This is a genomic window from Pseudomonas sp. 05T35 (genome assembly GCF_056396605.1).
Genome location: NZ_JBFTLU010000013.1, coordinates 1 through 26,600 on the forward strand (window position 1 = coordinate 1; position 26,600 = coordinate 26,600).

25 protein-coding genes, 2 tRNA genes and 2 pseudogenes are annotated in these 26,600 nt (G+C 59.9%); 18 read left to right on the plus strand and 11 right to left on the minus strand.

Annotated features, from left to right (window positions below; translation table 11 throughout):
• The 5 genes from AC1DH9_RS01670 to thiO form a co-directional block, all read left to right on the plus strand.
• A partial coding sequence (locus tag AC1DH9_RS01670) for a PilW family protein (protein WP_477807705.1) occupies window positions 1–692 on the plus strand: 692 nt, incomplete at its 5' end.
• A 5-nt stretch (window positions 693–697) separates the two neighbouring features.
• Complete coding sequence (locus AC1DH9_RS01675) at window positions 698–1,183, plus strand: pilus assembly PilX family protein (protein ID WP_427546457.1); 486 nt, start codon at window positions 698–700, stop codon at window positions 1,181–1,183.
• The gene (locus tag AC1DH9_RS01680; protein WP_477807706.1) at window positions 1,170–4,331 is read left to right on the plus strand and encodes a pilus assembly protein; all 3,162 of its coding nucleotides are present in this window, start codon (window positions 1,170–1,172) and stop codon (window positions 4,329–4,331) included. Before AC1DH9_RS01675 ends, AC1DH9_RS01680 begins: the two co-directional genes overlap by 14 nt.
• A 15-nt stretch (window positions 4,332–4,346) precedes the next feature.
• Window positions 4,347–4,748 carry a type IV pilin protein gene (locus tag AC1DH9_RS01685; RefSeq protein WP_054595524.1) on the plus strand — a complete coding sequence of 134 codons (402 nt, stop codon included), beginning with the start codon at window positions 4,347–4,349 and terminating at the stop codon, window positions 4,746–4,748.
• A 56-nt stretch (window positions 4,749–4,804) separates the two neighbouring features.
• Window positions 4,805–5,905: a glycine oxidase ThiO gene (thiO, locus tag AC1DH9_RS01690; protein ID WP_477807707.1), complete on the plus strand. Its 1,101-nt coding sequence runs from the start codon at window positions 4,805–4,807 to the stop codon at window positions 5,903–5,905.
• Between the two features lie 164 nt (window positions 5,906–6,069).
• On the opposite strand, the gene AC1DH9_RS01695 is transcribed toward thiO, so the two are convergent.
• From AC1DH9_RS01695 to AC1DH9_RS01710, 4 genes are all read right to left on the minus strand, one after another.
• On the minus strand, window positions 6,070–7,416 hold the full coding sequence (locus AC1DH9_RS01695; protein ID WP_427546448.1) for a sigma-54-dependent transcriptional regulator: 1,347 nt from the start codon (window positions 7,414–7,416) through the stop codon (window positions 6,070–6,072).
• On the minus strand, window positions 7,413–9,002 hold the full coding sequence (locus AC1DH9_RS01700; protein WP_427546445.1) for a sensor histidine kinase: 1,590 nt from the start codon (window positions 9,000–9,002) through the stop codon (window positions 7,413–7,415). The genes AC1DH9_RS01695 and AC1DH9_RS01700 overlap by 4 nt, the downstream gene beginning before the upstream one ends.
• Entirely contained in the window at window positions 8,992–9,225 is a 234-nt protein-coding gene (locus AC1DH9_RS01705; protein ID WP_054595528.1) for a PP0621 family protein, read from the minus strand. Before AC1DH9_RS01705 ends, AC1DH9_RS01700 begins: the two co-directional genes overlap by 11 nt.
• Window positions 9,226–9,349: 124 nt before the next feature.
• Complete coding sequence (locus AC1DH9_RS01710; protein WP_477807708.1) at window positions 9,350–10,366, minus strand: outer membrane protein assembly factor BamD; 1,017 nt, start codon at window positions 10,364–10,366, stop codon at window positions 9,350–9,352.
• A 152-nt stretch (window positions 10,367–10,518) separates the two neighbouring features.
• On the opposite strand from AC1DH9_RS01710, the gene rluD reads away from it, so the two are divergent.
• From rluD to AC1DH9_RS01745, 7 genes and pseudogenes are all read left to right on the plus strand, one after another.
• Window positions 10,519–11,481 (plus strand): 23S rRNA pseudouridine(1911/1915/1917) synthase RluD, encoded by a 963-nt coding sequence (gene rluD, locus AC1DH9_RS01715; RefSeq protein ID WP_054595530.1) that lies wholly within the window; start codon window positions 10,519–10,521, stop codon window positions 11,479–11,481.
• Entirely contained in the window at window positions 11,478–12,203 is a 726-nt protein-coding gene (gene pgeF / locus AC1DH9_RS01720) for a peptidoglycan editing factor PgeF (RefSeq protein ID WP_477807709.1), read from the plus strand. The genes rluD and pgeF overlap by 4 nt, the downstream gene beginning before the upstream one ends.
• Window positions 12,204–12,332: 129 nt before the next feature.
• On the plus strand, window positions 12,333–14,897 hold the full coding sequence (clpB, locus tag AC1DH9_RS01725) for an ATP-dependent chaperone ClpB (protein ID WP_477807710.1): 2,565 nt from the start codon (window positions 12,333–12,335) through the stop codon (window positions 14,895–14,897).
• Between the two features lie 296 nt (window positions 14,898–15,193).
• Window positions 15,194–15,269: transfer RNA gene (locus AC1DH9_RS01730), tRNA-Asn, on the plus strand.
• Window positions 15,270–15,278: 9 nt separating this feature from the next.
• Window positions 15,279–15,355 (plus strand) — tRNA-Pro (locus tag AC1DH9_RS01735).
• Window positions 15,356–15,515: 160 nt separating this feature from the next.
• Window positions 15,516–16,286 (plus strand): annotated as a pseudogene (locus AC1DH9_RS01740) (MCP four helix bundle domain-containing protein); the annotation flags it as partial.
• On the plus strand, window positions 16,278–17,141 hold the full coding sequence (locus AC1DH9_RS01745) for a methyl-accepting chemotaxis protein (protein WP_427546325.1): 864 nt from the start codon (window positions 16,278–16,280) through the stop codon (window positions 17,139–17,141). The pseudogene AC1DH9_RS01740 and the gene AC1DH9_RS01745, both read left to right, overlap by 9 nt.
• A 118-nt stretch (window positions 17,142–17,259) precedes the next feature.
• On the opposite strand, the gene AC1DH9_RS01750 is transcribed toward AC1DH9_RS01745, so the two are convergent.
• From AC1DH9_RS01750 to AC1DH9_RS01760, 3 genes are all read right to left on the minus strand, one after another.
• On the minus strand, window positions 17,260–18,558 hold the full coding sequence (locus AC1DH9_RS01750; protein WP_427546285.1) for an NAD(P)/FAD-dependent oxidoreductase: 1,299 nt from the start codon (window positions 18,556–18,558) through the stop codon (window positions 17,260–17,262).
• A 60-nt stretch (window positions 18,559–18,618) separates the two neighbouring features.
• A complete protein-coding gene (locus tag AC1DH9_RS01755; RefSeq protein ID WP_054595534.1) occupies window positions 18,619–18,792 on the minus strand; it encodes a DUF3094 family protein in 174 nt (57 codons plus the stop codon).
• A gap of 76 nt (window positions 18,793–18,868) precedes the next feature.
• Window positions 18,869–19,495, minus strand: a complete 627-nt coding sequence (locus tag AC1DH9_RS01760; RefSeq protein ID WP_054595535.1) for a DUF1780 domain-containing protein — start codon at window positions 19,493–19,495, stop codon at window positions 18,869–18,871.
• A gap of 251 nt (window positions 19,496–19,746) precedes the next feature.
• On the opposite strand from AC1DH9_RS01760, the gene AC1DH9_RS01765 reads away from it, so the two are divergent.
• From AC1DH9_RS01765 to AC1DH9_RS01775, 3 genes and pseudogenes are all read left to right on the plus strand, one after another.
• The gene (locus AC1DH9_RS01765; RefSeq protein WP_427546287.1) at window positions 19,747–21,090 is read left to right on the plus strand and encodes an aromatic acid/H+ symport family MFS transporter; all 1,344 of its coding nucleotides are present in this window, start codon (window positions 19,747–19,749) and stop codon (window positions 21,088–21,090) included.
• Between the two features lie 74 nt (window positions 21,091–21,164).
• A pseudogene (locus AC1DH9_RS01770) lies at window positions 21,165–22,152 on the plus strand (OprD family outer membrane porin).
• A 437-nt stretch (window positions 22,153–22,589) separates the two neighbouring features.
• Window positions 22,590–23,039 carry a methyl-accepting chemotaxis protein gene (locus AC1DH9_RS01775; protein WP_477807712.1) on the plus strand — a complete coding sequence of 150 codons (450 nt, stop codon included), beginning with the start codon at window positions 22,590–22,592 and terminating at the stop codon, window positions 23,037–23,039.
• A 20-nt stretch (window positions 23,040–23,059) separates the two neighbouring features.
• On the opposite strand, the gene AC1DH9_RS01780 is transcribed toward AC1DH9_RS01775, so the two are convergent.
• Window positions 23,060–23,299, minus strand: a complete 240-nt coding sequence (locus tag AC1DH9_RS01780; protein ID WP_427546291.1) for a DUF2790 domain-containing protein — start codon at window positions 23,297–23,299, stop codon at window positions 23,060–23,062.
• A gap of 121 nt (window positions 23,300–23,420) precedes the next feature.
• Between AC1DH9_RS01780 and AC1DH9_RS01785 the strand changes: the two genes are divergently transcribed.
• The 3 genes from AC1DH9_RS01785 (at window position 23,421) to AC1DH9_RS01795 (ending at window position 25,449) form a co-directional block, all read left to right on the plus strand.
• Window positions 23,421–24,353 (plus strand): LysR family transcriptional regulator, encoded by a 933-nt coding sequence (locus AC1DH9_RS01785; protein WP_427546293.1) that lies wholly within the window; start codon window positions 23,421–23,423, stop codon window positions 24,351–24,353.
• A gap of 130 nt (window positions 24,354–24,483) precedes the next feature.
• Window positions 24,484–25,170, plus strand: coding sequence for an energy-coupling factor ABC transporter permease (locus AC1DH9_RS01790; RefSeq protein ID WP_427546296.1), 687 nt, complete (start codon window positions 24,484–24,486; stop codon window positions 25,168–25,170).
• Window positions 25,171–25,233: 63 nt separating this feature from the next.
• A complete protein-coding gene (locus AC1DH9_RS01795) occupies window positions 25,234–25,449 on the plus strand; it encodes a hypothetical protein (RefSeq protein ID WP_054595542.1) in 216 nt (71 codons plus the stop codon).
• 9 nt (window positions 25,450–25,458) lie between these two features.
• Here AC1DH9_RS01795 and yacG read toward each other — a convergent pair whose 3' ends face one another.
• The 3 genes from yacG to AC1DH9_RS01810 all read right to left on the minus strand — a co-directional run.
• The gene (gene yacG, locus AC1DH9_RS01800; protein WP_123423619.1) at window positions 25,459–25,659 is read right to left on the minus strand and encodes a DNA gyrase inhibitor YacG; all 201 of its coding nucleotides are present in this window, start codon (window positions 25,657–25,659) and stop codon (window positions 25,459–25,461) included.
• Window positions 25,656–26,279 carry a dephospho-CoA kinase gene (gene coaE / locus AC1DH9_RS01805; RefSeq protein WP_427532277.1) on the minus strand — a complete coding sequence of 208 codons (624 nt, stop codon included), beginning with the start codon at window positions 26,277–26,279 and terminating at the stop codon, window positions 25,656–25,658. Before coaE ends, yacG begins: the two co-directional genes overlap by 4 nt.
• The coding region (locus AC1DH9_RS01810; protein WP_477807711.1) for a prepilin peptidase at window positions 26,276–26,600 on the minus strand (325 nt) is incomplete at its 5' end. The genes coaE and AC1DH9_RS01810, both read right to left, overlap by 4 nt.

The following is a 26,600-nucleotide window of genomic DNA, read 5'->3' on the forward strand; positions in this document are numbered from 1 at the left end:
GGTTTGGTCTGATCGAGCTGATGATCGCCATGGCGATCAGCCTGATCGTGGTGCTCGGCGTGGCGCAGATTTTTATATCGGCGAAAAGCACCTATATCAGCCAGAACACCTCTGCCGGGATGCAGGAGGATGCGCGGTTTGCCCTGAGTAAAATGATTCAGGAAATTCGCATGGTCGGCATGTTCGGTTGCCTGGGGACGATTACCGACGCGAGCTCGGCCGGCGACTTCAATGCCAACCAGATCACCCCCATCAGTTGGGACAACACCGCGCTCAAACTGACCCTCGTGACGTCTGATGTCGGCGGCAACGGTGGCGTGCCTACCTGGACTGTGGTGTCTGACTGCCGAACCAGCGCAACGGCCTACTCAGGGGCGCACACCCCGGCAGCCGGGCAATTGGCGTTTCCGATCCGACGGTTGGCCTATAGCCTGAGCAATGGCCAGATCCTGATGACCTCTGGCACCGGCGGTGCATCGGCGGTACTGGTGAACAACGTCAGTGCTTTCAACGTGACCTTCGGCATGGCCACCAGCGCCACCGATGTTGCCGCGTCGAGTTACAGCAGCAATCCGACCGACCCGGCGCGAATCCGCAGTGTGCGCTTGACCCTCACCCTGGCGGACCCCAACAACCGCGTGCRCAATCAGACCTTCAACGTGGTTGCCGCTTTGCGCAACCGGTTGATGTAGGGGGGATGCCGATGATCCGTCCTCCCCTCAAGGCACGCGCCCAACGCGGCATGGCACTGCTGATGAGCCTGGTGTTTCTGCTGCTGTTGACGCTGATTGGTATCTCGTCGATGCAGAACGCCACGCTCCAGGAAAAAATGGCCGGCAGCGTGACGCTGCGCAATCAATCTTTCCAGGGCGCAGAGGCAGCGTTGCGGATCGGTGAAAGCGCCGTACAACTGAGCGCATACACCTTGGCGGCCTGCGCCAACACCACCCAATGTGCCCCGCCGGCCGAATCTTCAGTGATCACGGCTGCTGGCTTCAACGCCACCTCCGGGGTGACCTGGATCGCTGCCGGCAGCGGCTTTTACGGCGTGCAGAACCTGGGCACTACGTTGAGCGCCGTGAATATCCCGAGCAACACTTCGGCGACGCTCTATCGGGTCACGGCCGTCGGGTTGGCGGGTACTTCGCGCAGTGTGGTGGAGAGCATCTATGCGAAATACTGAGGCTCGTCGTCGGGAGCCGCGCCATTGGTTGACGCAGTTAGTCTGCGGCTGGCTGCTGGGGCTTTATCTGGCCGCACCGGCGTATGCCTTCACGCCATCGGATTCACCACTGCTCGGAGCGTCGGCAGTGGCGCCAAACGTACTGCTGCTGCTTGATGATTCGGGGAGCATGAACAGCATCATCTATGCCTCGGGTTTTGACCCGACCGTTTCACGAACTCCGGCCCAGCAATGTAACGCCTTCTTTGGCTTGTGCTTTAGTGGCTCCGCTATCGTTGGCGATCCGATCCTGCTGTCCAGTTTGCCCCAGTCGGGATGTTCCAGCGGTTACTACGCGTTCTACAAAAACAGCCTGACGCCACTGTGCCTCAAGCTCCCTGACCCGGTGGGCAGCGGCAATACCCGTTATTCCGACAACTACATTTCCTACCTGGTGAGCCTGGCCAACGGCAACAATCGCGACTTCACCGACGGCTCGATACCCAATGACTACCGAATCAACGTGGCGCGCAACGTAGCCACGGCGTTGATCGCCAGTAATCGCGGGCTGCGTTTCGGTCTGGCAACCTATAACTCGCCGAATACCCATGGCAACAGTGATGGTAATCATGGCAACGGCGTTGGCAGTGGTATCGGCAACAATAATGCCGGTAATGGCGGTTACATCGTCAACGAGATCAGTGATCTGACGGCGGTCAGCGGCAGCGTGACCCAGGCCCAGGCGGACGCCAACTACAACGCGCTGATCTCTTCTGTCRGCGCCCTGAGCGCGATATCCAATACACCACTGGCAGAAACCTACTACGAAATCACCCGCTATTTTCGTGGCATGACGCCGTACTACAACTCTGGGCCAGCCACCTACACCAGTCCGATCCAGTACCGCTGCCAGAAGAACTACGGGGTGGTCATCACCGATGGTCTGCCGACTTACGACCGGAGTTTTCCGAGTGACGATCCACTTGGTGGCACCCGGCTACCCAACTGGGACGGGATCAACAATGACGGCAACGACCTCAAAGGCGATGACGAGGGTGACACCCTGTACCTGGACGATATCGCCAAATTCGCGTTCGACATCGACATGCGCTCCACCGGCACGGATCTGGCGGGCAAAAGCTGGAGTTCACCGGACTTCCCCAAGCAGAACCTGAACACCTACACGGTGGGGTTCACGACCACTAATCAGATGTTGGCGGATGCCGCCCGTTACGGGCAGGGCAAGTACTATCAGGCAACCGACAGCACCAGCCTCAACACTGCGTTATCGGCAGCCTTGAGCGACATCTCCACCAAGGCCGGCTCGGGTGGCAGCGGCGTCGCCAGCAGCAACACGCTGACCAGTGGCTCCAGCTATTTTCAGACCCGCTACGACCCCAAGGACTGGCGTGGCACGATCAAGGCCTTTGGCTTCACCTCAAGCGGAGCCGTGGACACCACCTCTGTGCTGTGGACCACCGACACGGCCATCGTCCCCGGTGCGACGGCGCCGACCTATCAGTCCTGGAACACCACAACCAACGCCGCGGTTACCCTGGCCTACGGCRACTTTTCCAGCACCCAGCAAACCAGCCTCGGCCAGAACTTGCCGACCGGTATCAGCGGCAGCGATTTGGTGGAGTGGAGCAAGGGCACCAACAAAGCCGGCTTGAAGGTGCGTAGCGTGCTGCTGGGGGACATCATCAACTCGCCATTGGCGCTGGCATCGCCCACCGACAAAACGGCTTCGGACCTGGCCGGCAGCACCAGTTACAGCACGTTCCTGACCAGCAAGGCCGCGAACATGAACACCAGCCTGGTGGTGAATGCCAACGACGGCTTCGTGAATGTCATCAACGCCGGCAACGGTGCGCGGCGCTACGGCTACATGCCTTCCAGCGTGCTGTCGTCGCTGCATTTCATCGCCGATACCGCCTACATCAATGGCACCAGCCACAAGTTTCTCAACGATGGCCAGGTCGGCGTGTTCGATGCCCAGCTCAATAGCGCCTGGAAAACCCTGGCCCTGGGTGGCGTGGGGGCGGGCGGCAAGACCTTTTACGCCGTGCAGTTGTTCGATGGGACGGCGGGGAACGTGACCAACGCCTTGTGGGAAATCAGCGCGCCAACCACCGCCAACACCGCAAACGCTTTCAATGATCTGGGTTATGCCTACGCACGGCCGGAGGTGGCACGCTTGGCCGATGGTCRCTGGGCGGCCTTCATCTCCAATGGCTACGGCAGCAACTCGGGTGTTGCCGCGTTGTACGTGGTGGATATTCGCGATGGTTCGCTGATCAGGAAAATCGTTATCGACAGCACCGAAACCACCAACGGCCTGTCATCGGTCAAGCTCAAGGTCGACTCGCAAAGCATTGTGCAGGCGGCCTATGGCGGTGATTTGAAAGGCCGGATGTGGAAGTTCGACTTGAGCAGCTCAAACCCCGCCAGCTGGGGCGTGGCCTTTTCCGGTAAGCCGCTATTCACTGCTCCGGGCGGCGCGACGCAGCCGATCACTGCGCAACCGTTGCTGGCGGACCATCCGATCAACGGCAAAGAGGTGTTTTTCGGCACCGGGAAATTCAACGAGACCGCTGACAAGCTCAGCAAGGACCTGCAAGCGTTCTATGGGGTGTGGGATGCCGATGGAGGCTCGGGGCAGATCAGCGTGTCGAGCTTGCAGGCGCAGGCAGTGACCGGGGTCTTCACGGGGACCGCCGGGGGGCAGTTCATCACTACCTCACAGAATCCCGTGACCTATCCGGCGCAGAACGGCTGGTACTTGCCGCTGGTGTACAACAATGCCCTGACCGGTGAGCGGGTGATCAATCAGGCTGCCCTGGTGCTCGGACGAATTGTATTTACCACGGCCAGCATCGACACCACGGATCCCTGTTCAAGCTTTGGCAACGGCAAACTGGTCGAACTCGATGCATTCAGCGGTAAGATGCTCAACTATGCGGTGCTCGACACCAATGGCGATGGCCTGGTCGACACGAACGACACGATCTCCAGCGGGGTGATTTTTACCGGTGGTATTCCGACGCTGAACGCGATCGTCAACAGTGCAGCCCGTAAAATCGTGAACGACTCCAGTGGCGGCATCACCACTCTGGTTGAAAAATCCGGCGGCGGCAGCCGTCGAATCATGTGGCGACAAATACAGTAAGTGAGAGTTGAGGCAATGCGCAGATCCAACCAAGGTTTTACCCTGATCGAAATCATGATCGTGATCGCGATCATCGGGATTGTGGTGACCATTTCCGCTCCACTCCTTACCGAGTACGTGAAGCGAAGCCATCGCACCGAAATTGCCGGGCTGCTGTCCGAGCAGGCACAAAACCTTGAGCGGTTCTATTCGAAAAACAATGTGTACAGCAACGCTACGGGGCTGAGTGCTGGCAATGACTACTACACCATCACCCCGACACTGACCGATCAAACCTTCTTGCTCACTGCCGTGCGCAAGGCCGGGTCAACGATGGCCAGTGACAAATGTGGGGATTTCACCCTCAGCAACACCGGCGTCAGAGGCATGAACAATGCGACGACCGGGCTGACCACCAAGGATTGCTGGGGTCGCTGAGTACCTTTCCTCGGGCGCGTTTGGCGCTCCCTGTCTTTTTATCGTTGGATCAGATGATGGCCAAGCAACAGCAAGTGGTGATTGTCGGCGGTGGGGTGATCGGCCTGCTGACCGCGTTTAATCTGGCGTCGCACGTGCAGAGCGTGGTCCTGCTGGATCGCTCGAATGTGGGGCAGGAGTCTTCCTGGGCCGGTGGCGGCATCGTTTCGCCGCTGTACCCGTGGCGCTACAGCCCGGCGGTCACCGCATTGGCCCACTGGTCCCAGGATTTTTATCCACAACTGGCTGAGCGTCTGTTTGCGAGTACCGGGGTCGATCCCGAGGTGCACACCACGGGCCTGTACTGGCTGGATCTGGATGACGAAGCCGAGGCCCTGGCTTGGGCAAAACGCGAAAATCGTCCGTTGAGCCCTGTGGATATCTCGGCCACYCATGATGCCGTACCGGTATTGGGACCAGGGTTCTCGCGGGCGATCTATATGGCCGATGTCGCTAACGTGYGTAACCCGCGACTGGTGAAGTCCCTCAAGGCAGCCTTGCTGGCGCTGCCCAACGTGACCATTCATGAACAGTGCGAGGTCAGCGCGTTCATTCGTGAAGGCGATGCGGTGGTGGGCGTCGAGACTTCAAAAGGCCCGATCCATGGCGATCAGGTGGTACTGACCGCCGGCGCCTGGAGCGGTGATTTACTGAAAACCCTGGGCCTGGATCTACCGGTCGAGCCGGTCAAGGGGCAGATGATTCTCTACAAGTGCGCGTCGGACTTCCTGTCGAGCATGGTTCTGGCCAAGGGCCGATATGCCATTCCGCGCCGGGACGGACACATCCTGATCGGCAGTACGCTGGAGCACGAAGGGTTCGACAAGACGCCGACCGAGTCCGCGCTGGAAAGCCTCAAGGCCTCGGCGGTCGAGCTGATTCCGGCGCTGGCCGAGGCCGAGGTGGTCGGGCATTGGGCGGGTCTGCGGCCAGGTTCGCCGGAAGGGATTCCGTATATCGGCGCAGTGCCCGGATATGCCGGGTTATGGCTCAATTGCGGGCATTACCGCAACGGTTTGGTGCTGGCGCCGGCGTCGTGCCAGTTGTTTGCGGATGTAATGCTGGGGCGCGAGCCGGTTATCGATCCGGCGCCTTATGCACCGACCGGGCGAATCTAGTCCTTCAGGCAAAAGCACAGCCTATGGCGAGGGAGCTTGCTCCCGCTGGGGTGCGAAGCGGCCCAAAAAACAGACTGTGGACTTGCCAGCTTGGCGGCTGCTACACAACCGAGCGGGAGCAAGCTCCCTCGCCACAATGACCGGGTCGTCTATATAAAACGGCCTCAGTCCAGCCCCAGCTTTTTCAGCCTGTAACGCATCGACCGAAACGACAGGTTCAACCGTTGGGCCGCCGCTGTGCGGTTCCAGCGGGTTTCTTCGAGCGCCTGGAGAATCAGTTTGCGTTCGACGTTCTCCAGGTACTGCTCAAGATTGTCGATTTTCGTCAGGTCCGGCAATCCGGTTTCGGCGCTGCAGTTACCGTCAGTCAGGCGCAGGTCGCTGGCTTCGATCTGCTTGTTTTCGCACAGGGTGTACGCGCGTTCGAGCATGTTCTCCAGCTCGCGGACATTGCCCGGAAAACGGTAGTGCTTGAGTGCATCGAGGGCTTGCGGATGGAGATGGACGGCCGGCAAGCCACTGGCTGCCGCGAGACGCTTGAGCACATGACTGGCCAGCAGCTCAATGTCGTCACGGCGTTCGCGTAGCGGCGGGACGCGCAACTCGATTACATTCAGCCGATAGTACAAATCCTGCCGAAAGCGCCCGGCGGCCACTTCAGCGTCCAGATCCCTATGGGTGGCGCAGAGTATTCGCACATCGATGATGGTTTCCTGTTGTCCACCGATGCTGCGTACCGCCTTCTCCTGAATCGCGCGCAGCAATTTGACCTGCATCGCCAGCGGCAAATCAGCCACTTCGTCGAGAAACAGTGTCCCGCCGTTGGCCGCCTGGAACAGCCCGGGTTTGTCTTCGATGGCGCCGCTGAAACTGCCTTTGCGATGACCGAAAAACTCGCTTTCCATCAATTCGGACGGAATCGCCCCGCAGTTGACCGGTACAAACGGCTGGCTGCTGCGTGGACCTTGTTCATGAATCAGTCGGGCGACCAGTTCCTTGCCGCTGCCGGATTCGCCGCTGATGTACACCGGTGCCTGGCTGCGCGCCAGTTTGTCGATTTGCTTGCGCAGGCTGCGCATGGGCACTGAGTCGCCGAGCAACCGGCGATCGATGGCACTCGCAGCGTCGCCCGCGACGGGCAAGCGCAGGGCGCTGACTACCAGCTCCCGCAGCCGGGGGAGGTCTATCGGTTTGGTCAGGAAGTCGAAGGCCCCGGCTTTCAGCGCATTGATGGCGGTATCGAGGCTGCCATAAGCGGTGATCATCGCCACAGGCACGTAGGGATGGGTCAGCTGAATGTGCTGCACCAGCTCAAGGCCGGTACCGTCGGGCAATCGCATGTCGGTCAGGCACAGGTCGAACCGCTCTTTGGCCAGCAACGACTGCGCTTCGCCGACATTGCGCGCGCTTAGCGTGTCGAGTTTCATTCGGCCGAGGGTGATTTCCAGAAGTTCGCGTATATCCGGTTCGTCATCGACGATCAGGACTTTTTGCCGTGGGCTTGTCTTCAACTTTGTTTCCGTCCGTGAGCAAAGGTGATGCGAAAGCAGCCGCCGCCTTGGCGTGGTTTGAAGTCTAGGCGGGCCTGGTTGCTTTCGCACAGCTCACGGGACAGATAGAGGCCCAGGCCAGTGCCCTGGCTACTGGTGGTGTAGAAAGGCTCGAATAGATGCGCTTGCTGTTCCGCTGAAATGCCGGGGCCATTGTCCAGCACATCCAGGGTCGGAAGCTGGCTGTCGGGGTCGATAAACAGCGTGAGCCGGACCTCGGCCTGTTTGTGTACAAGGGCGCTGTGGCGCCAGGCATTGCGCAGCAGGTTATCGAGCACCTGAGTCAGTTGATCGGGGTCCATCAAGGTGGTGAAAGGCCCTGCGCCCATGCTCAGATGAATCTGCTGACGATCTGTCGCACGTTCGCGGACCGTTCGCACGAACTGCTCCAGCCACTGTTTCAAGTCGAGCCGTTGCGGCGCGGATTGCTGGCGCCGTGAAAGCTGCAGGACGTTTTCTATCACTCGGTTCATGCGTTGAGAGTGGTCTTGAATAATCTGCGTCAGACGCCGGTCGGCGCCCATCAGTTCCTCAGACTCGTTCAGCAACTGCGCCGCGTGGCTAATGGCACCTAACGGATTGCGGATTTCATGGGCAATGCCTGCGGTCAGCCGGCCCAGTGCTGCAAGCTTGAGTTGCTGGGCTTGTTGCGCGACCTGGGCGAGGTCTTCGAGAAATACCAGGGTCTGGCGTTGTTCGTTCAGGCCCAGCGCGATGAAGCTCGGTTGCAGTTCCAGGCCGGTACGGGCGACTTTCAGGCTTTGTGGGCGCAAGGTCGGGTTGTTGAACCAGAGTTGCAGGCGCTCGACCAGAGCTGTCGAATAATCGTCGATGAGCTGGCCGTCGAGGTGTGTCTGGCCAAACAGACTCAAGGCGCTGTGATTGGCCAACTGAACCCGGCGCTCACTGTCGAGTACCAGGATGCCGGTGCGCATGCGTTGCAGGATCAGCGCATTGAGCGCTTCCAGGCTGACCACCTCGCTGGCGCGCTGCTGGGCCAGACTCTCGCTGACCTCCAGTTGTCGGGTCAGGCCTTGCACCAGCAAGGCTGCAGCAAAGCACAGGGCGCCCAGAGTGCCGGCTTGCAAGTAGTGATTGGCGCCAGTCGGGTGGCTGCCGCTCAGGGAGAAAGTCAGGGAAATGATGCCAATGGCGGCGACTGCCGCGAGCAGCAGGCCGATGCGCCGGCGCAGCAGTGTGTTGCCGATCGCCACTGACACAATCAGCAGATTGCCGATGGCGCTGGGGACGCCACCTGCGGCATAGAACAGCACTGACAACAGCAGGATATCAACCAGCGTGAGGCCGAAGATCTGTGCGGGTTGTCTGGGGGTTCCCGCAAATACCACCAGCAGGATATTCAGAATCAGGTACAACCAGCTGCCGTTGCGCAACAGGTTGTCATTGGTGAATTCCAGCAACTGGTTGTCCATGTTGCTGGAAATCAACAGCACCAGAAGGAGGCCGATGCTTAAACGGTAGAGATGATAGAGGCGCAGCAGTCGCTGGGCCTGTTTGTCGCCGAGACTGGAGATCTCAGCGATCACGTGAGCTCGGGCCCTGCTCGAGGTGAGCCTGGCTGCAATACCACTGCTGTTGAAGGCTCAGCGCGCGGTCGCGTGGCAGGTGTACACCACAATGGGCGCAACGAACCATGGGCGGTGCATCGAGTTCGCTGGACGTATGGGAGGTTTCGTCTGGGCGCTTGAACTTGCGCCAGAACCATACTGCTGCAGCAATCAGGGCAATCCAGAACAGTAAACGAAGCATGATGAACCGCTTTGCAATGAATAATCCGGCAGTTTAGCCAAGGACTGGAGAAGCGCACAGCGCAATAAAACGCGGCCATAAAAAAGGGAGACTCGAAAGTCTCCCTTTTTGGTGCCCCAAGGTGTCAGTCGAACACACCGAAGGTCAGGCGGCTGAACCACGAGCGGTCGCTGCTTTTGCCTTCGGCCTCGTGCGGCTGTTCTTCAACCGCATCGCCCTCTTTAGGCTTGAGATCGGCAGGGATCGCGTCCTTGGCATCCTGGAACTGCTTCATCACGTCCTGGTTGGCGCGGGTTTCGCCCGGCGGCAGCGGTGGACGGGATTCGATCAGGCCCAGAGTGGCCTTGCTTATCCACGAACGGTTGTCGGCTTCGGCTACCCGTGGCACGAACTGGCCGTCGACCAGGGTCGGGTGGTTCGGGTAGTTGAGTTTCAGCGTTTCGAGGCTGGTATTGGCCAGTTCGTCCAGGTGCAGGCGCTGGTAGGACTCGACCATCACCGCCAGGCCGTCACCGACCGAAGGGGTTTCCTGGAAGTTTTCCACGACATAACGACCACGGTTGGCCGCTGCAACGTACGCCTGACGGGTCAGGTAGTAGTCGGCTACGTGAATCTCGTAGGACGCCAGCAGGTTGCGCAGATAAATCATGCGTTGCTTGGCGTCTGGCGCGTAGCGGCTGTTCGGGTAACGGCTGGTGAGCTGGRCGAACTCGTTGTAGGAGTCACGTGCTGCGCCCGGGTCACGCTTGGTCATGTCCAGCGGCAGGAAGCGCGCCAGCAGGCCGACGTCCTGGTCAAAGGAGGTCAGGCCCTYGAGGTAGTACGCGTAGTCTACGTTCGGGTGCTGCGGGTGCAGGCGGATAAAACGCTCGGCGGCAGACTTGGCAGCTGCCGGCTCGGCGTTCTTGTAGTTCGCATAAATCAGTTCGAGTTGAGCCTGATCAGCATAGCGGCCGAACGGATAACGCGATTCCAGAGCCTTCAACTTGGCGGTAGCGCTAGTATAGCTATTGTTATCCAGATCGTGCTGAGCCTGCTGGTACAGCTCGACCTCGCTCAGGTTTTCGTCGACGACTTCCTTCGATGAGCAAGCAGCGGTCAATGCGAGGATGGCGATCAGCAGCAGGTGTTTCACTTGCATGGCGGCTTGCGTCCCTATGACGGCCGCTGTCTTGGGCGGGGCCGTCCTGTTATGATGAGTGCCCCGTTGAAAAGCCTCGGGGCAAAAGACGCCGTATTTAACCACAAGCGCGCAGCCGAAACCAAAGGCTGTAGCCGACGCCTAGTCTGAGCATGTCCGATAAAATTGAACTTCGCGCAGAGGTGCCGTCCGAACTGGGCGGCCAACGCCTCGATCAAGTCGCCGCACAATTATTCGCTGAGCACTCGCGCTCGCGCCTTTCCGCCTGGATCAAAGACGGCCGCCTGACTGTGGATGGAGCGGTTATCCGCCCGCGAGACATCGTCCACGGCGGCGCCATCCTTGAACTCACTGCCGAGCAGGAAGCTCAGGGCGAATGGATCGCTCAAGACATCGAGCTGGACATCGTCTATGAAGACGACGACATCCTGGTGATCAACAAGCCTGCGGGCCTGGTGGTGCATCCTGCCGCCGGTCACGCCGACGGCACCTTGCTCAACGCCTTGCTGCACCACGTGCCGGACATCATCAATGTGCCGCGCGCCGGTATCGTGCACCGTCTGGACAAGGACACCACCGGTCTGATGGTGGTGGCCAAGACCATTCAGGCGCAGACGCAGCTGGTCACTCAGTTGCAGAGCCGCAGCGTCAGCCGGATCTACGAATGCATCGTGATCGGCGTGGTCACTGCCGGTGGCAAGATCAACGCGCCGATCGGTCGCCACGGCCAGCAACGCCAGCGCATGGCAGTGATGGAAGGTGGCAAGCAGGCGGTCAGTCACTACCGCGTGCTCGAGCGTTTCCGCTCCCACACTCATGTGCGGGTCAAGCTGGAAACCGGTCGTACGCACCAGATTCGCGTGCACATGGCCCACATCAACTTCCCGTTGGTCGGAGATCCCGCCTACGGCGGTCGCTTCCGTATTCCGCCGGCAGCCAGTGTGACCATGGTTGAATCGCTGAAACATTTCCCGCGTCAGGCGCTGCATGCGCGTTTCCTGGAACTGGATCATCCGACCACCGGTAAGCGCATGAGCTGGGAGTCGCCACTGCCGGACGATTTCGTCTGGTTGCTGTCGTTGCTCAAGCAAGACCGTGAGGCGTTCATCGGATGATGGACTGGCTGATTCCTGACTGGCCCGCGCCGGCCCGGGTAAAAGCCTGCGTCACCACCCGGGCGGGCGGCGTCAGTCTGGCGCCGTTCGACAGCCTCAATCTGGGCGATCACGTCGACGACAACCCTGAAGCGGTTGCCGAGAACCGCGGTCGCCTCACCGATCATTTCTCTATTCAACCGGCCTGGTTGCAACAGGTTCACGGGGTTACCGTGGCCTATGCCGACCCGACTGCCGTGGCGACGGCCGATGCCAGCTGGACGGCCACACCGGGAATCGCCTGCACGGCAATGACGGCGGACTGCCTGCCAGCGTTGTTCTGTGATCGCGCCGGCACCCGTGTCGCCGCAGCGCACGCCGGTTGGCGCGGTCTGGCGGCGGGCGTGCTGGAGGCCACCGTCGAAAGCCTGGCCGTAGACCCTGCCGAGGTACTCGTCTGGCTTGGCCCGGCCATTGGTCCGAAAGCCTTCGAAGTCGGGCCGGAAGTTCGCRAAACCTTTGTCCGGCAGCTCCCGGAAACCGATCAGGCCTTCGTTCCGAGCCATAACGCCGGCAAGTTCATGGCCGACATCTATACGCTGGCGCGCCTGCGCCTGGCAGCCTGCGGTGTTACTGCGGTTTACGGTGGTGGTTTCTGCACCGTGACCGATCCACGCTTCTTCTCTTACCGCCGCAGTCCGCGCACCGGTCGGTTTGCCTCCCTGGTTTGGCTGGAACGCTAGACTTTTCTGATCTGCGTCAATCAAACGCTGCTTGAATCTTCCAGAATCGACCGCATCTAGTGGGGTATCTGGCAGGTTTCTCTATTTAGGTGTGTCCATCGCTCCGGCCTGCTCAAAGGAAGGTGACCAATGCGTATAGACCGTTTAACCAGTAAATTGCAGTTAGCCTTGTCCGATGCCCAATCCCTGGCTGTCGGCCTCGACCATCCGGGTATTGAACCTGCGCACCTGATGCAAGCGCTGCTGGAGCAGCAGGGCGGCTCGATCAAGCCGTTGCTGATGCAAGTCGGTTTTGACATCAACAGCCTGCGCAAAGAGTTGAGCAAAGAGCTCGACCGTCTACCAAAAATCCAGAATCCCACCGGCGACGTGAACATGTCGCAGGACTTGGCGCGTCTGCTCAACCAGGCCGATCGTCTGGCTCAACAGAAGGGTGACCAATTCATCTCCAGCGAGCTGGTGCTGCTTGCCGCCATGGACGAGAACAGCAAGCTCGGCAAGTTGTTGCTCGGTCAGGGCGTGAGCAAGAAAGCCCTGGAAAACGCGATCAACAACCTGCGTGGCGGCGAAGCGGTGAATGACGCCAACGTCGAGGAATCGCGTCAGGCACTGGACAAATACACCATTGACCTGACCAAGCGCGCCGAAGAAGGCAAGCTTGATCCGGTGATCGGCCGTGACGACGAGATTCGCCGGACCATCCAGGTGCTGCAGCGCCGCACCAAGAACAACCCGGTGCTGATCGGTGAGCCTGGCGTGGGTAAAACCGCCATCGCCGAAGGCCTGGCCCAACGCATCATCAACGGCGAAGTGCCGGATGGCCTGAAAAGCAAACGCTTGCTGTCGCTGGACATGGGCGCGCTGATTGCCGGTGCCAAGTACCGTGGCGAGTTCGAAGAGCGCCTGAAATCCCTGCTTAACGAGCTGTCGAAGCAGGAAGGCCAGATCATCCTGTTCATCGACGAACTGCACACCATGGTCGGCGCSGGYAARGSCGAAGGCTCGATGGACGCMGGCAACATGCTCAAACCGGCMYTGGCYCGYGGYGAGCTGCATTGCGTCGGCGCGACCACGCTCAACGAGTATCGCCAATATATCGAGAAGGACGCGGCCCTTGAGCGGCGCTTCCAGAAGGTCCTGGTGGACGAGCCGAGCGAAGAAGACACCATCGCGATCCTGCGYGGCCTGAAAGAGCGCTACGAGGTTCACCACAAGGTGGCGATCACCGATGGCGCGATCATTGCGGCGGCCAAGTTGAGTCATCGCTACATTACTGACCGTCAGTTGCCGGACAAGGCCATCGACCTGATCGACGAAGCGGCCAGCCGCATTCGCATGGAGATCGACTCCAAGCCGGAAGTGCTGGATCGTCTGGAGCGGCGTTTGATTCAACTGAAGGTTGAATCCCAGGCGCTGAAGAAAGAAAGCGACGAAGCGGCGAAGAAGCGTCTTGAAAAGCTTCAGGAAGAAATCGTTCGTCACGAGCGCGAGTACTCGGACCTTGAAGAAATCTGGAATTCGGAAAAAGCCGAAGTGCAGGGTTCTGCGCAGATCCAGCAGAAAATCGAACAGTCCCGCCAGGAACTGGAAGCTGCCCGCCGCAAAGGCGACCTTAACCGCATGGCCGAGTTGCAGTACGGGGTGATCCCGGACCTGGAACGCAGCCTGCAAATGGTCGACCAGCACGGCAAGAGCGAAAACCAGTTGCTGCGCAGCAAGGTGACTGAAGAAGAGATCGCCGAAGTCGTGTCGAAATGGACCGGTATTCCGGTGTCGAAAATGCTCGAAGGCGAGCGCGACAAACTGCTGAAGATGGAAAGCCTGCTGCACCAACGCGTGATTGGTCAGAACGAAGCCGTGGTGGCGGTGGCCAACGCTGTGCGCCGTTCGCGTGCCGGGTTGTCCGACCCGAATCGCCCAAGCGGTTCGTTCATGTTCCTCGGCCCGACCGGTGTCGGTAAAACCGAGTTGTGCAAAGCCTTGGCCGAATTCCTCTTTGATACCGAAGAGGCGATGGTGCGGATCGACATGTCCGAGTTCATGGAGAAACATTCCGTGGCGCGGCTGATCGGTGCTCCACCGGGCTACGTGGGCTACGAGGAGGGCGGTTACCTGACCGAGGCGGTGCGTCGCAAGCCGTATTMGGTGATCCTCCTGGACGAGGTCGAGAAGGCCCATCCGGACGTGTTCAACGTGCTGCTGCAAGTGCTGGAAGATGGCCGTCTGACCGACAGTCACGGGCGTACCGTGGATTTTCGCAATACGGTGATCGTCATGACCTCCAACCTGGGTTCGGTACAGATCCAGGAACTGGTCGGTGATCGTGAGGCGCAACGTGCGGCGGTGATGGATGCAGTGTCGACGCATTTCCGTCCGGAGTTCATCAACCGGATCGACGAAGTGGTGATCTTCGAGCCATTGGCACGGGATCAGATTGCCGGCATTACCGAGATCCAGTTGGGTCGCCTGCGCAGCCGTCTGGCCGAGCGCGAGCTGAAACTGACGCTGAGCAGCGAGGCGCTGGATAAGTTGATTGCGGTGGGTTACGACCCGGTCTACGGTGCACGGCCGCTCAAACGAGCGATCCAGCGCTGGATCGAGAACCCGTTGGCACAGCTGATTCTGGCTGGCACTTTCCTGCCAGGCACCACCGTGACGGCCACCGTTGCGAACGACGAAATCGTTTTCAACTGACCGTTCGCAGCTCGGTAATGAAGGAGGCCCCGCATCGCGGGGCCTTTTTTTTCTTAGGGTGTTGAACTGTAAGGAAAAGGCTTGTAAAGTGCGCCCCGCAGTAAGTCACCCCAGCGGTTTCTTCTCCCCAAGGAGAAATCTGAAATAAGTTGCAAATCATTGTCTTGAAAGCAATTTAGGGGGTTGACAGAGGTGCTTAAGATTGTAAAATAGCGCGCCTCAGACACACGAACGCAGCGATGCGAACGGGTCGAAGAGGTGAAGCAAGCTTCACAGTTGTAATTGAAATATGTAGTTCCGTGATAGCTCAGTCGGTAGAGCAAATGACTGTTAATCATTGGGTCCCAGGTTCGAGTCCTGGTCACGGAGCCAATTTCAAACCGGGGTATAGCGCAGTCCGGTAGCGCGCCTGCTTTGGGAGCAGGATGTCAGGAGTTCGAATCCCCTTACCCCGACCATATTAAAAATCCTCGTATCGAAAGATACGGGGATTTTTTTTGTCTGTTGAAAAAACCATTGCCTTCAAGTCATCGTACAACCTGCCGATAACGAGCTGACGGGGGACTGCGGTAGTCACGCCCCTTTACTCAGGCCACAACAAGAAAAAGGGCGCTCGTTATGTTGCTTCGTCAGTTGAATATCGCTCCTCGCGCAGCATTGGGATTTGCCCTTATTGCAGTGCTGGTCGCCTTGCTTGGCGTGTTCGCGCTGGGACAGATGTCGAGCATTCGCGACAGTGAAGTCGCGGTCGAGAATCAATGGTTGCCGAGCATTCGTGGTGGCGACGAGATCCGCGAGATCATGTTGCGCATCCGTACCATTTCCCTGCGCATGGCCCTGGACCCGGATCTGAAGAACATTGCGCAGTACCGCAGCCAGATGGACACCCGCGACAAGGAACTGAGCGACAAGATTGCCGCCTACGACAAGCTGGTCACCACTGCCGAAGGCAAAGGGTTGTATGACCAGTTCAAAAAAACCTTCGCGGCCTATCGTTCGGGCATCGCCCAGTCCTTCGTCCTGGCCGAGCAAGGTCGGCGTGACGAATTGACCAAGCTGCTGCTGGTCGACATGAAAACCGTAGTCGACGGTTCCGGCAAACAGCTCAATGACCTGGCAGAACTGTTCGCCAAACAGGTCGCCACAGAAAGCCAGAACTCCGCAGCGCGTTACCTGAATTCGCGGCTGATTGTCAGCCTGTTCATCGGTCTGGCCGCTCTGGCGACCGTCGGACTCGCCATGTTGCTGACCCGCAGCATCGTGCGCCCCCTGACTGTGGCCCTGAATGCAGCCGAAAGCGTGGCGCGGGGCGACCTGACCCAACCCATCGAAACCCATGGCAACGACGAAGTCAGCCGTTTGCTCAAGGCGCTGGCGACCATGCAGCGCAACCTTCGGGAAACCCTGCAAGGCATCAGCGGTTCGGCCACGCAATTGGCCACGGCAGCGGATGAGTTGAACGCGGTGACCCTCGACAGCACTCAGGGCCTGCAACAGCAGAACAACGAGATCGAACAGGCGGCGACTGCCGTCAACGAAATGACCACCGCCGTGGAGGAAGTCGCGCGCAATGCGGTGTCGACTTCCGATGCGACCCGTCAGTCCAGTGAGTCGGCGCAATTGGGGCAGGAGCGGGTCAGCGAAACCGCCAGTGCCATCAGCGCCCTGGCCAACGATGTGCAGCACACCGGTGAACTGGTGCAGTCACTGGCCAACCAATCCCAGGACATCGGCAAGGTGCTGGATGTGATTCGCGCCATTGCCGAGCAAACCAATTTATTGGCCCTCAATGCGGCGATTGAAGCTGCCCGGGCGGGCGAAAGCGGTCGGGGTTTTGCGGTGGTGGCCGATGAGGTACGGGCGCTGGCGTACCGCACGCAGCAGTCGACCCAGGAAATCGAGCAGATGGTGCAGGGCATGCGCAAAGGGTCGAGCCTGGCGCTCGAGTCGATGCAGGCCAGCGCCTCCCGTGCCGCCAGTACGCGGCTACTGGCCGAGCGGGCGGGCGAAGCCCTGCAAACCATCACCGCGTCGGTGCATGAAATTCACCAGCGCAATCTGGTGATCGCCAGTGCCGCCGAAGAGCAGGCACAAGTGGCGCGGGAAGTGGATCGAAATCTGCTGAACATCCGTGATTTGTCGGTGCGTTCTGCGGCAGGTGCGGATCAGACCAGCGCTTCCAGCCATGAGCTGTCGAAACTGGCCAGCGCGTTGCAAGGCATGGTGCGGCGCTTTCAGGTGTAAATTTGAGCGATAAAAAATGTGGGAGCGAGCCTGCTCGCGATGGCGATAGGTCAGTCAACATTGAGTTAACTGGCAGTCCGCTATCGCGAGCAGGCTCGCTCCCACATTACTGGTTTTGTTAGTGCAGCTTCAGGCGCGGTTCAGTGCCACGCCCAATCCTGCTGCCGAGCATCAGCATCGCCGTGCGGAACGGGCCGTACAGCGCGACCTGGTGCATGCGGTACAGCGACACGTAAAACATCCGCGCCAGCCAGCCTTCAAGCATTACGCTGCCGGTCAGGTTGCCCATCAAGTTACCCACAGCCGAAAAACGCGACAGCGAGATCAGGGAGCCGTAATCGGTGTACTTGTACGTCGGCAACGGCTTGCCTTCGATGCGCAGTTTCAACGATTTGGCCAGCAGCGAGGCTTGTTGGTGTGCGGCTTGCGCACGTGGCGGTACGTTGCGATCGGTGCCGGTTTGCGGGCAGGCGGCGCAGTCACCAAAGGCGAAAATGTTTTCATCGCGGGTGGTTTGCAGGGTCGGCAGCACTTGCAGCTGGTTGATCCGGTTGGTTTCCAGGCCGTCGATATCCTTGAGGAAACCCGGCGCCCGGATCCCGGCTGCCCAGACTTTCAGGCTGGCCTTGATCTCCTGGCCGCTGGCCGTGATCAGCGCATCGGCAGTGACTTCACTGACCGCCGCGTTGGTCAGCACCGTGACCCCGAGCTTCTCCAGGGTTTTATGCACAGGGCCGCCGATCCGCTCCGGCAGGGCAGGCAGCACCCGTGGGCCGGCTTCGATCAGGGTGATGTGCATGTTTTCCGGCAGAATCCGGTCCAGGCCGTATGCGGCCAGTTCGTGGGCCGCGTTGTGCAGTTCCGCCGCCAGTTCAACGCCGGTGGCACCTGCGCCGACGATGGCCACGCTGATCTGTTGCACTGCATCGGATTGCCCGGCGTGGGCGCGCAGGTAGTGGTTGAGCAATTGCTGGTGGAAGCGCTCGGCCTGTTTGCGGGTGTCGAGGAACAGGCAGTGTTGCGCCGCGCCCTGAGTGCCGAAATCGTTGGTGGTGCTGCCGACCGAAATCACCAGCGAGTCGTAACCCACCTCGCGTGCCGGCACCAGTTCCCGGCCATTTTCATCGTAGGTAGCCGCCAGCTGGATTTTCTTCTGGGCACGATCGAGCCCGCTCATGCGCCCCAGCTGGAACTCGAAGTGGTTCCATTTTGCCTGGGCGACATAGTTGAGTTCGTCTTCGGAAGAGTTCAAGGAACCGGCCGCCACTTCATGCAACAGCGGTTTCCAGATGTGCGTCAGGTTCGCGTCGACCAGCATCACACTGGCGGTGCCACGCTTGCCCAGAGTCTTACCCAGACGGGTAGCCAACTCCAGACCGCCGGCGCCGCCGCCAACGATGACAATACGATGAGTCATGGGGATATCTCGCAAGGCTAAAGGAAATCGGTGCAATTACCCGAGCGAGCGCCACGCTGCTCATAGCGTCAGGTAACTGATAAGTCGGCTCACAAGGCCCAGGCCAATGGTCACTGCCAATACCACCACGAGGAGCATCCACGGCCGGAAAGGCCGGCGCTCGACTCGGTTCTGCGACAGTTGCAGATACTCTTCGACATGCTGCTGGTCGTCGGGTTTCAGGCGGCTGGTCATGATAAGCCCTCGTCAGGTAGACGTTGCTAAATGTATAGAAGCTACAGCAGGGGCGCCAACAATTGCTGTCGTGGGTTCACAGGCTGATCCCGACGTCGAAGAGGATGCTGCGCCCCAGATTACCGCGCAAAAAGTCCGGTGCATCGGGATGGGCAAACAGCACGCGGGCGAAGGTCGGGCCCACCAGTGACAGCGAGCGCCACCCCTGGCGCAGGTATTCGGTCGGCGGCGGGAAATGGCTGTTGAGGTCAAGCACTTCGCGCTTGAGGCTGGCGAAGGCGATGATGTCCAGTTCGCCCAGGTCCATCCCCCGCTCTTTGTAGTTATGGGCTTTTTTGCGCAAGGTCGGTGCCAGTCTCAGCAAGAACTCGTTGGCTGGAATACGCCTCGGCTTGGCTTCGCGGCGCACCAGTTGGCTCAGGGAGAACGCACTGCGCCGGCGTTGCAGTTCGTCGCGCCACTCGTCATTCAACCGTCGACCTTCGTCGAGCACGAAGAACACCTCGAAATTTGCCTCGCGAAACAGTACGTCCGGCGGTTCTCCGGCGGGGGTGAATTCGTCGACGCGGTAGGGAATGTTCAAGCCTTGCAGCAGGCGTTGGCAAACCCAACGCTCACGCTCCCATTTGCGGGCATTGGAAAGGAACGCGTTGGCTTGCTCGGCCGCGATGGTCAGCAAGCGCAAATAATCTGAGTCATCCATAGGCCAAGCTTAGCGTTCAAATGCGATCGCAAAGAAGACAGTTTGTCGGAGAGGAAAAACTTTCCCGGGTCTTCATCGTTGCAGGCATCCGGCGATCTTCCTCCAAAACCCGGTCCAGGGCACTGCACAAAACGGATAGCGATCTGCACAAAGCGGATATTGCCGTGCGCCAAGCGTCCCTACCCTCAGCTGTACGGACGTTTACCGCGTTACCGAAGCTCATAAAAAAACAACAACAAGAGAAAGATGCCATGCGCACGATCGACGTACATGAGGTTATCGACAACGCACGCTTCAACCGTTTTCACTGGAGGGTGCTGTGCTGGTGTGCCCTGATCATCATCTTCGATGGTTACGATCTGGTGATCTATGGCGTGGTGCTGCCGATGCTGATGAAGGACTGGGGGCTGAGTCCTCTGCAGGCAGGTGCATTAGGCAGTTATGCACTGTTTGGCATGATGTTCGGGGCACTGTTTTTCGGCCCGCTGTCGGACAGGATCGGCCGCAAAAAAGCCATCACCCTGTGCGTGATGCTTTTCAGTGGTTTCACCGTGCTCAATGGTTTTGCCAGCAACCCCACTGAATTTGGCATTTGCCGGTTCATTGCCGGRCTGGGGATTGGCGGGGTGATGCCCAACGTGGTGGCGCTGATGAACGAGTACGCGCCGAAAAGAATCCGCAGCACCCTGGTGGCGATCATGTTCAGCGGTTACTCAGTGGGTGGCATGCTCTCGGCTGGGCTGGGCATTGTGCTGATCCCGAGCTTTGGCTGGCAGTCGGTGTTTTATGTGGCGATTTTTCCGTTGCTGCTGTTGCCGCTGATCATGTACTTCTTGCCCGAGTCGGTAGGTTTCATGCTGCGTCAGGGCCGCAATGAACAGGCGCGCAAGGTTCTCCAACGGGTTGACCCGGCTTATGTTGCGCAAGCCACCGATCAACTGCACATGACCGAAGTAAAAGGCCGCGGCACCCCGGTTTTACAGCTGTTTCGTGAAGGCCGGGCGATGCGCACGCTGATGTTGTGGCTGGCGTTTTTCTGCTGCCTGTTGATGGTGTATGCCTTGAGCTCCTGGCTGCCGAAACTGATGGCCAACGCCGGTTATAGCCTGGGTTCGAGTCTGTCATTCCTGCTGGTACTGAACTTCGGTGCCATCTTCGGCGCGGTCGGCGGCGGCGTGTTGGGTGACAAACTCAACCTGCCGAGGGTCTTGGCGGTGTTCTTCGCCATCGCCGCCATATCGATCACCTTGCTCGGCTTCAACAGCCCGATGCCGGTGCTCTACCTGCTGATCGCCATTGCCGGTGCCACCACGATCGGCTCGCAGATCCTGTTGTATGCCTGCGCCGCGCAGTTCTATTCCATGGCCATTCGTTCCACCGGATTGGGCTGGGCCTCGGGTATCGGCCGCAACGGGGCCATCGTCGGCCCGCTGTTGGGCGGTGCGTTGCTGGGGATCAGCCTGCCGCTGCAACTGAACTTCATGGCGTTCGCCTTGCCAGGGGCGGTCGCCGCCATCGCCATGGCCGTGTTCGCCCTCAGCAGTCAGCGCACCAGCAAAGGCGTCGCCTCGAGACTGGCGCCGACCAGCGTCTGACTCCCACCACCCGCATCGCAACGCTGCGGGTGGCATTCGCCAACCTGTCGATCAATAACAATAAGAGAAAAGCGATGAAACAGATTCTCCCCACACTGGGTTCAGTGGCGTCCCTGGCGGTCGCCTCGGGTTTCTCCAGTGGCTTGATGGCCGCGGAGGGCGGCTTTATCGAAGACACCAGCGCCACCTTGCAGGCGCGCAATTACTACTTCAGCCGGGACTTTTCCGACATCGTCGGGGCCAACAAACAGTCGAAGGCCGAAGAGTGGGCCCAAGGCTKCATCCTTAACGTCAAATCCGGCTACACCCAAGGCACCATTGGTGTCGGCGTGGATGTCATCGGCTTGCTCGGCCTCAAGCTCGACAGCAGTCCGGATCGGGTCAATACCGGGCTGTTGCCGGTACAGAGCGATGGGCACGCGGCGGATGATTACAGTCGTCTGGCCGGTGCGTTGAAGCTGCGTTACTCAAAGACCGAATTGAAGGTCGGTGAATTGCAACCCAACCTGCCGGTGCTGGCCTTCAGCGATATTCGCTTGCTGCCGCCGACCTACCAAGGGGCGAGCATCAGCTCTAGCGAGATCAACGGCCTGACCTTGCAGGCTGGGCATTTGAGTTCGACCAGCCTGCGCAACGAGTCCGGCGAGCAAAAGATGCAGGCCATGCTCGGCCATGTGCCGCAGCGCCAGGCCAGCAGTGACGGTTAGTGCCTTCCCACGGGTCTTCGCCAACATCTCGCCGCTGGGTAACGAGGTGCCGACCTACGAGTTCGCCTACACCGACGAACGCTCCTGGCAGGCGCGCTACGACTACGACTTCGCCGCCCTCGGGGTGCCGGGGCTGACCAGCACTGTGCGTTACATCACCGGCAACAACGTCGACACCGGCAAGGGTTTCGAAGGCAAGGACCGCGAACGCGATCTCGATCTCGGTTATGTGCTGCAGAGCGGCACCCTCAAAGGTCTCGGGATACGCGTGCGCAACGCCGTGGCGCGTTCCAACTACCGCAGTGATATCGACGAAAACCGCTTGATCCTCAGTTACACCTGGACGCTGCTATGACCGGCGTGCAAGAACGCGGGCCGCGCAAGATCGGTGCGGGTTTGTTGTTGATGAGTGCTGGCGTGGGCGCTGTGATGTTGGCCTGGGGTGATAACGGGCGGCTGCTGCTGGCTGGTGGGATCAACCTCGCATTGCTGTTCGCTGCGGCGCTGTCTCGTCGACAGCCACCGGTGAYAGTGACGCCGCCGCTTGAGTCTGAAGTTCCCGAGCCGAGCGTGGAGCTGATCGAGTCCCCGACCCCGGCAGTGCAACCGGAGCGCGAATGGCCCGGTGCGATTGTGCACCTCACGCTGGAGCAATTGACCGAGTCGGTGCTGCAAACCGAGGAAGACATGCGTTTTGCCAATCAACTGGCGCGCACGGCCGGCGAGCGGGTGAAGGCGAGTGCGCTGAGCATGCAGTCTTCGGCCAGTGTGCTGGGGGACCTGAACCTCTACATGCAGCGTCTCGATCAAGTGTTCGATGAACTCGGCGCTCAGTCGATGCGCATCGGTGCGATTGTCGGCAGCATTCAGGATATTTCCCGCCAGACCAATCTGCTGGCGTTGAACGCAGCCATCGAAGCGGCACGGGCAGGCAGCCATGGCCGAGGCTTTGCGGTGGTGGCGGACGAAGTGCGTAATCTGTCACGTCAGGCGGCGGATTCCAGTGCGCAGATCAGGCAGATCGYGACGGGCCTGGAACAGTCCGCCGAGCATGCGCGCCAAGGTATCGAGCAGTTGGCCGGTTCAACGCGTCTGGGGCTGGAAAAGGCCGAAGTGGCGCTGCACTCGATGGGCGAACTGCAAAGTGGTGCGCTGGCCCGGGTCGAAGTGGTCGAGCGCATCATGGCGCGCTTGGCCGGGCTGCATGATCTGGCCTTGCAGGCGAAACGGATGGTCGTTTGAGTCGTGCGGCGAGCCAGGGATCACAGGTCGCTCGTGCAACTGCCCATGACCTGATAAGTCACGCGACGGGTCTGGCCTTGATGATCGATGTAGACCATGGTCGCCGGCACGACGTCGCAGGCGGTGGCGGTGTTCGTCACGGATACCACTTTGGCGATGTCCAGCGGTTGCGCCGGGTTGTACGGAGTGGTGGGTTCGTTGCCGGCGGCCATGGCGGAGGTGGCGACAACGGTCAGAAACAGGCTGATCAAGGTTTTCATTTTTGTGTGCTCCGTGTGGGTTCCGATGATTGAAGTCTATGCCTTGCCCGCTACCGATAAAGGGGCAAACGCCTGATGCAGCCTTACGTGTAACGCAACAGTCAGTGCCTGAGGAGGGCCTATGGATTTGCTCAACAACTTGCGGGTGTTTGTCCGCGTGGTGGACAGCGGCAGCTTTACCGCCGCCGCCGACGCGCTTGAACTCTCGACCGCGCAAGTGTCCCGATTGGTCGCGGATCTGGAGCAGCATGTGCAGGCGCGTCTGCTGCAACGCACCACCCGGCGGTTGAGCCTGACCGAGGCCGGCGAGCGCTTTTTGCTGCGCAGTCGGCAAATACTCGAAGAGATGGAAGAGGCTACGGCCGAAGCGCGTGGCGCTCATCTCAAGCCCAGCGGTCGGTTGCGGGTTCACAGCATGCATGGCCTGGGTGTGCTGATTACGCCGCTGATCGCTCGATACACCGAACTCTATCCTGATGTGGTGTTCGAGCTGACCTTGTCGCAACGCAATCCGGATCCGCTGGAAGGAGGCCATGACGTGGTGATTTCGATTGCCCATGAGCTGGCCGACTCGCAGTTTGTCGCCCAGGTCGTCGGGCAGATTTACAGCGTGCCCTGCGCCTCCCCGGGCTACCTGCAACGCCAGGGTGTGCCAGGCAACCCGCTGGCACTGAACGATCATCGATGCCTGCGCATGCTCGATCCGTTGTACAGCGATCAATGGGTGTTCCATGACGCGCAGGGTGAGCATCGCGTCAGCCCGGCGAAGACGTTTCAGTGCAATGTTGCCGAGTCGATGGTCAAGGCTTCCGAGGCGGGGATGGGGGTCAGTCTGTTGCCGTTTTATACCGCGACACGGCCGTTGAACGACGGCACGTTGCTGCGCCTGCTGCCTGCCTATCGCCCGCGTGAGCGCAATGTCTACGCGCTGTATCCGTCGCGGCGCTTTCTCGATGCGAAGGTCCGAACCTGGGTGGACTTTCTGAAGGCCGAGTTACCGCGCCTGTTCGCCGAGCATGAGGCAGTGATGAGCGATCCACGCCACTGGGCCTGAGGTCGAAGGGCGCGCGCAGGGCGGTGTAGACTCAAGGCTTGTTTCGGTTCAGGAAGGAGTCTGGAGTGAAGGTCTGCTCAGCAGGGTTAGCGGGTTTTGTGCCGTTGTGCGCGTGGGAGTGCCTGGCGCGATGATCAGTGCTGCACTGCTGTCACCCGAAACCCTCACGGTCGGCTGGCTGATCTACGTGCCGGTGCTGATCTGGGCCGTTGCCCGAGCGCCGTGGGTCGAGTTGTTCACTGACAGTCGACGTCAGCATTTGCTGTTTGGCACCGTGTTCGCGTTGTTCGTCCTCTGGCTCGTGCGACGGGACTTCGACACCGGCGTGTCTTATCACATCATCGGCATGACGGCGGTGACGTTATTGCTGGACTGGCCGCTGGCGATTGTCGGCGGGCTGGTGGCGCAGGTGGGGCTGGTGCTGCTCGGGCGTCAGGACCTCGCCGCAATGGGGGTCAATGGCGCATTGCTGATTCTGTTGCCGGTGCTGATCACCGAATGCTGCGCGATCCTGGTGGAGCGGGCGCAACCGCGTAATCCCTTTGTGTATATCTTTTGCTCGGGTTTTTTGGCCGCCGGGCTTTCGGCGTTGCTCTGCCTGCTGGTGGCGCTGGGGCTGTTGTGGTTCGACGAGCGTTTTGCGATGCCGGAATGGCTGGAGGATTTTGTCGGTTACCTGTGGCTGATCATTTTCCCCGAGGCGTTTATCAACGGCATGGTGATCAGTTCGCTGGTGGTGTTCTGTCCGGAGTGGCTGGAGACCTTTAACCGCACGCGTTATTTGTCGGCGCCGTGGAAGGACGACGACAAGCCTTGATCCATATCAAATGCTCGAATCGGCTGCGATTCCATGCTCTGGAAAATCCTCAGGAGCAGTGGCATGAGCGTTTACGAATGGGCAAGACAGGAATTGCGCAACAGTCTGGAGTCAGCGCATGAAGCCGGGTTTGAACCAGGGTTGAGCCTGCGCGCCTTGCTCAGTGCGGTGGTGCAGCAGAGCAAGGGCGTACGCAGTGTCGAGGATCTGGCCGATGAGTTGCAGTTTCTGGCGGAGAATCTCGATGACAGCCAGGACTACGGGTTTATGCGGCCCTGAGGGGCGGGATCAGTGGCGCGGGTCGAAGTCTTCCGAGAACAACTCGTCTTCAGAGTCGGGGCTGACCGGGATCTTGTGTTCTTCCGAGGCCCAGGCGCCCAGATCGATCAGTTTGCAGCGGTCCGAGCAAAACGGCCGGAAGGTGCTGGCTTCGCTCCATTCAACAGGGGCGCCGCAGGTTGGACATTCGACGACAGGGGGTTGGCTCATGACTGGCCTCCACGCAAAGTAAGGTAAAAGTGATGCAGGCGTTCGACCTCGCTGTGCAGCCAGGCGAGGTCGCGGTCGTTGACCACCACATCGTCGGCATGGCTGAGGCGGTCCTGACGGCTGGACTGGGCCTTGAGGATCGCCTGGACCTGCTGTTCGCTGGTCTGGTCGCGCTGCAGGGTTCGTTCGATCTGTAAGTGTTCCGGTGCGTCGATCACCAGCACTCGCTGGGTCATTTTGTACTGCCCGGACTCGATCAACAGCGGCGACACCAGAATCGCATAAGGTGATTGTGCGCGTGCCAGGTGAGCCGCGATCTCCTGAGCGATCAGCGGATGCAGCAACGCTTCGAGCCAGCGGCGTTCTTCGGGAACTTCAAAGATCAGCTTGCGCAGTGCCGCACGATTCAATTGGCCATCGGCTTGCAGCACGCCGGCACCGAAGTGCTCGGCAATCTGCGCCAGCGCCGGGCGACCGGGTTCGACCACCCAGCGTGCGGCATGATCGGCATCCACCGCATGCACACCCAGATCGATGAAGTGCTGGGCCGCCGCGCTTTTGCCGCTGCCGATGCCACCGGTCAGGCCGAGAATCCAGGGTTTTTCCACAGGGGTATTCATTTGAAACCGACAAACTGCCAATAGAAGCCGGTTATTTGACCACCCCAGAGCAAGGCAATCCAGCCGGCAATTGCCAGATAGGGTCCGAAGGGGATCGGCGTCGAGGTGTTGGCGTCTTTCAGGCGCAGCAAAATCACTCCCCCGACAGCGCCCACCAGCGATGAAAGCAGGACCGTCAACGGCAGAATCTGCCAGCCGCCCCAGGCACCAAGCAGCGCCAGGAGCTTGAAGTCGCCGTGACCGATACCTTCCTTGCCGGTCATCAGTTTGAACAGCCAATACACCGACCACAGCAGCAGGTAGCCGGCTACCGCCCCCCAC

Coding starts and splice junctions, on each gene's coding strand:
- rluD (WP_054595530.1), top strand. CDS start 10,519: ATGTCCGATAAAATTGAACTTCGCGCAGAGGTGCCGTCCGAACTGGGC.
- AC1DH9_RS01750 (WP_427546285.1), bottom strand. CDS start 18,558: ATGACTCATCGTATTGTCATCGTTGGCGGCGGCGCCGGCGGTCTGGAG.
- yacG (WP_123423619.1), bottom strand. CDS start 25,659: ATGAGCCAACCCCCTGTCGTCGAATGTCCAACCTGCGGCGCCCCTGTT.
- AC1DH9_RS01755 (WP_054595534.1), bottom strand. CDS start 18,792: ATGACCAGCCGCCTGAAACCCGACGACCAGCAGCATGTCGAAGAGTAT.
- coaE (WP_427532277.1), bottom strand. CDS start 26,279: ATGAATACCCCTGTGGAAAAACCCTGGATTCTCGGCCTGACCGGTGGC.
- AC1DH9_RS01745 (WP_427546325.1), top strand. CDS start 16,278: ATGCAGCGCAACCTTCGGGAAACCCTGCAAGGCATCAGCGGTTCGGCC.
- AC1DH9_RS01780 (WP_427546291.1), bottom strand. CDS start 23,299: ATGAAAACCTTGATCAGCCTGTTTCTGACCGTTGTCGCCACCTCCGCC.
- AC1DH9_RS01685 (WP_054595524.1), top strand. CDS start 4,347: ATGCGCAGATCCAACCAAGGTTTTACCCTGATCGAAATCATGATCGTG.
- AC1DH9_RS01790 (WP_427546296.1), top strand. CDS start 24,484: ATGATCAGTGCTGCACTGCTGTCACCCGAAACCCTCACGGTCGGCTGG.
- AC1DH9_RS01760 (WP_054595535.1), bottom strand. CDS start 19,495: ATGGATGACTCAGATTATTTGCGCTTGCTGACCATCGCGGCCGAGCAA.
- AC1DH9_RS01675 (WP_427546457.1), top strand. CDS start 698: ATGCCGATGATCCGTCCTCCCCTCAAGGCACGCGCCCAACGCGGCATG.
- AC1DH9_RS01705 (WP_054595528.1), bottom strand. CDS start 9,225: ATGCTTCGTTTACTGTTCTGGATTGCCCTGATTGCTGCAGCAGTATGG.
- AC1DH9_RS01785 (WP_427546293.1), top strand. CDS start 23,421: ATGGATTTGCTCAACAACTTGCGGGTGTTTGTCCGCGTGGTGGACAGC.
- AC1DH9_RS01795 (WP_054595542.1), top strand. CDS start 25,234: ATGAGCGTTTACGAATGGGCAAGACAGGAATTGCGCAACAGTCTGGAG.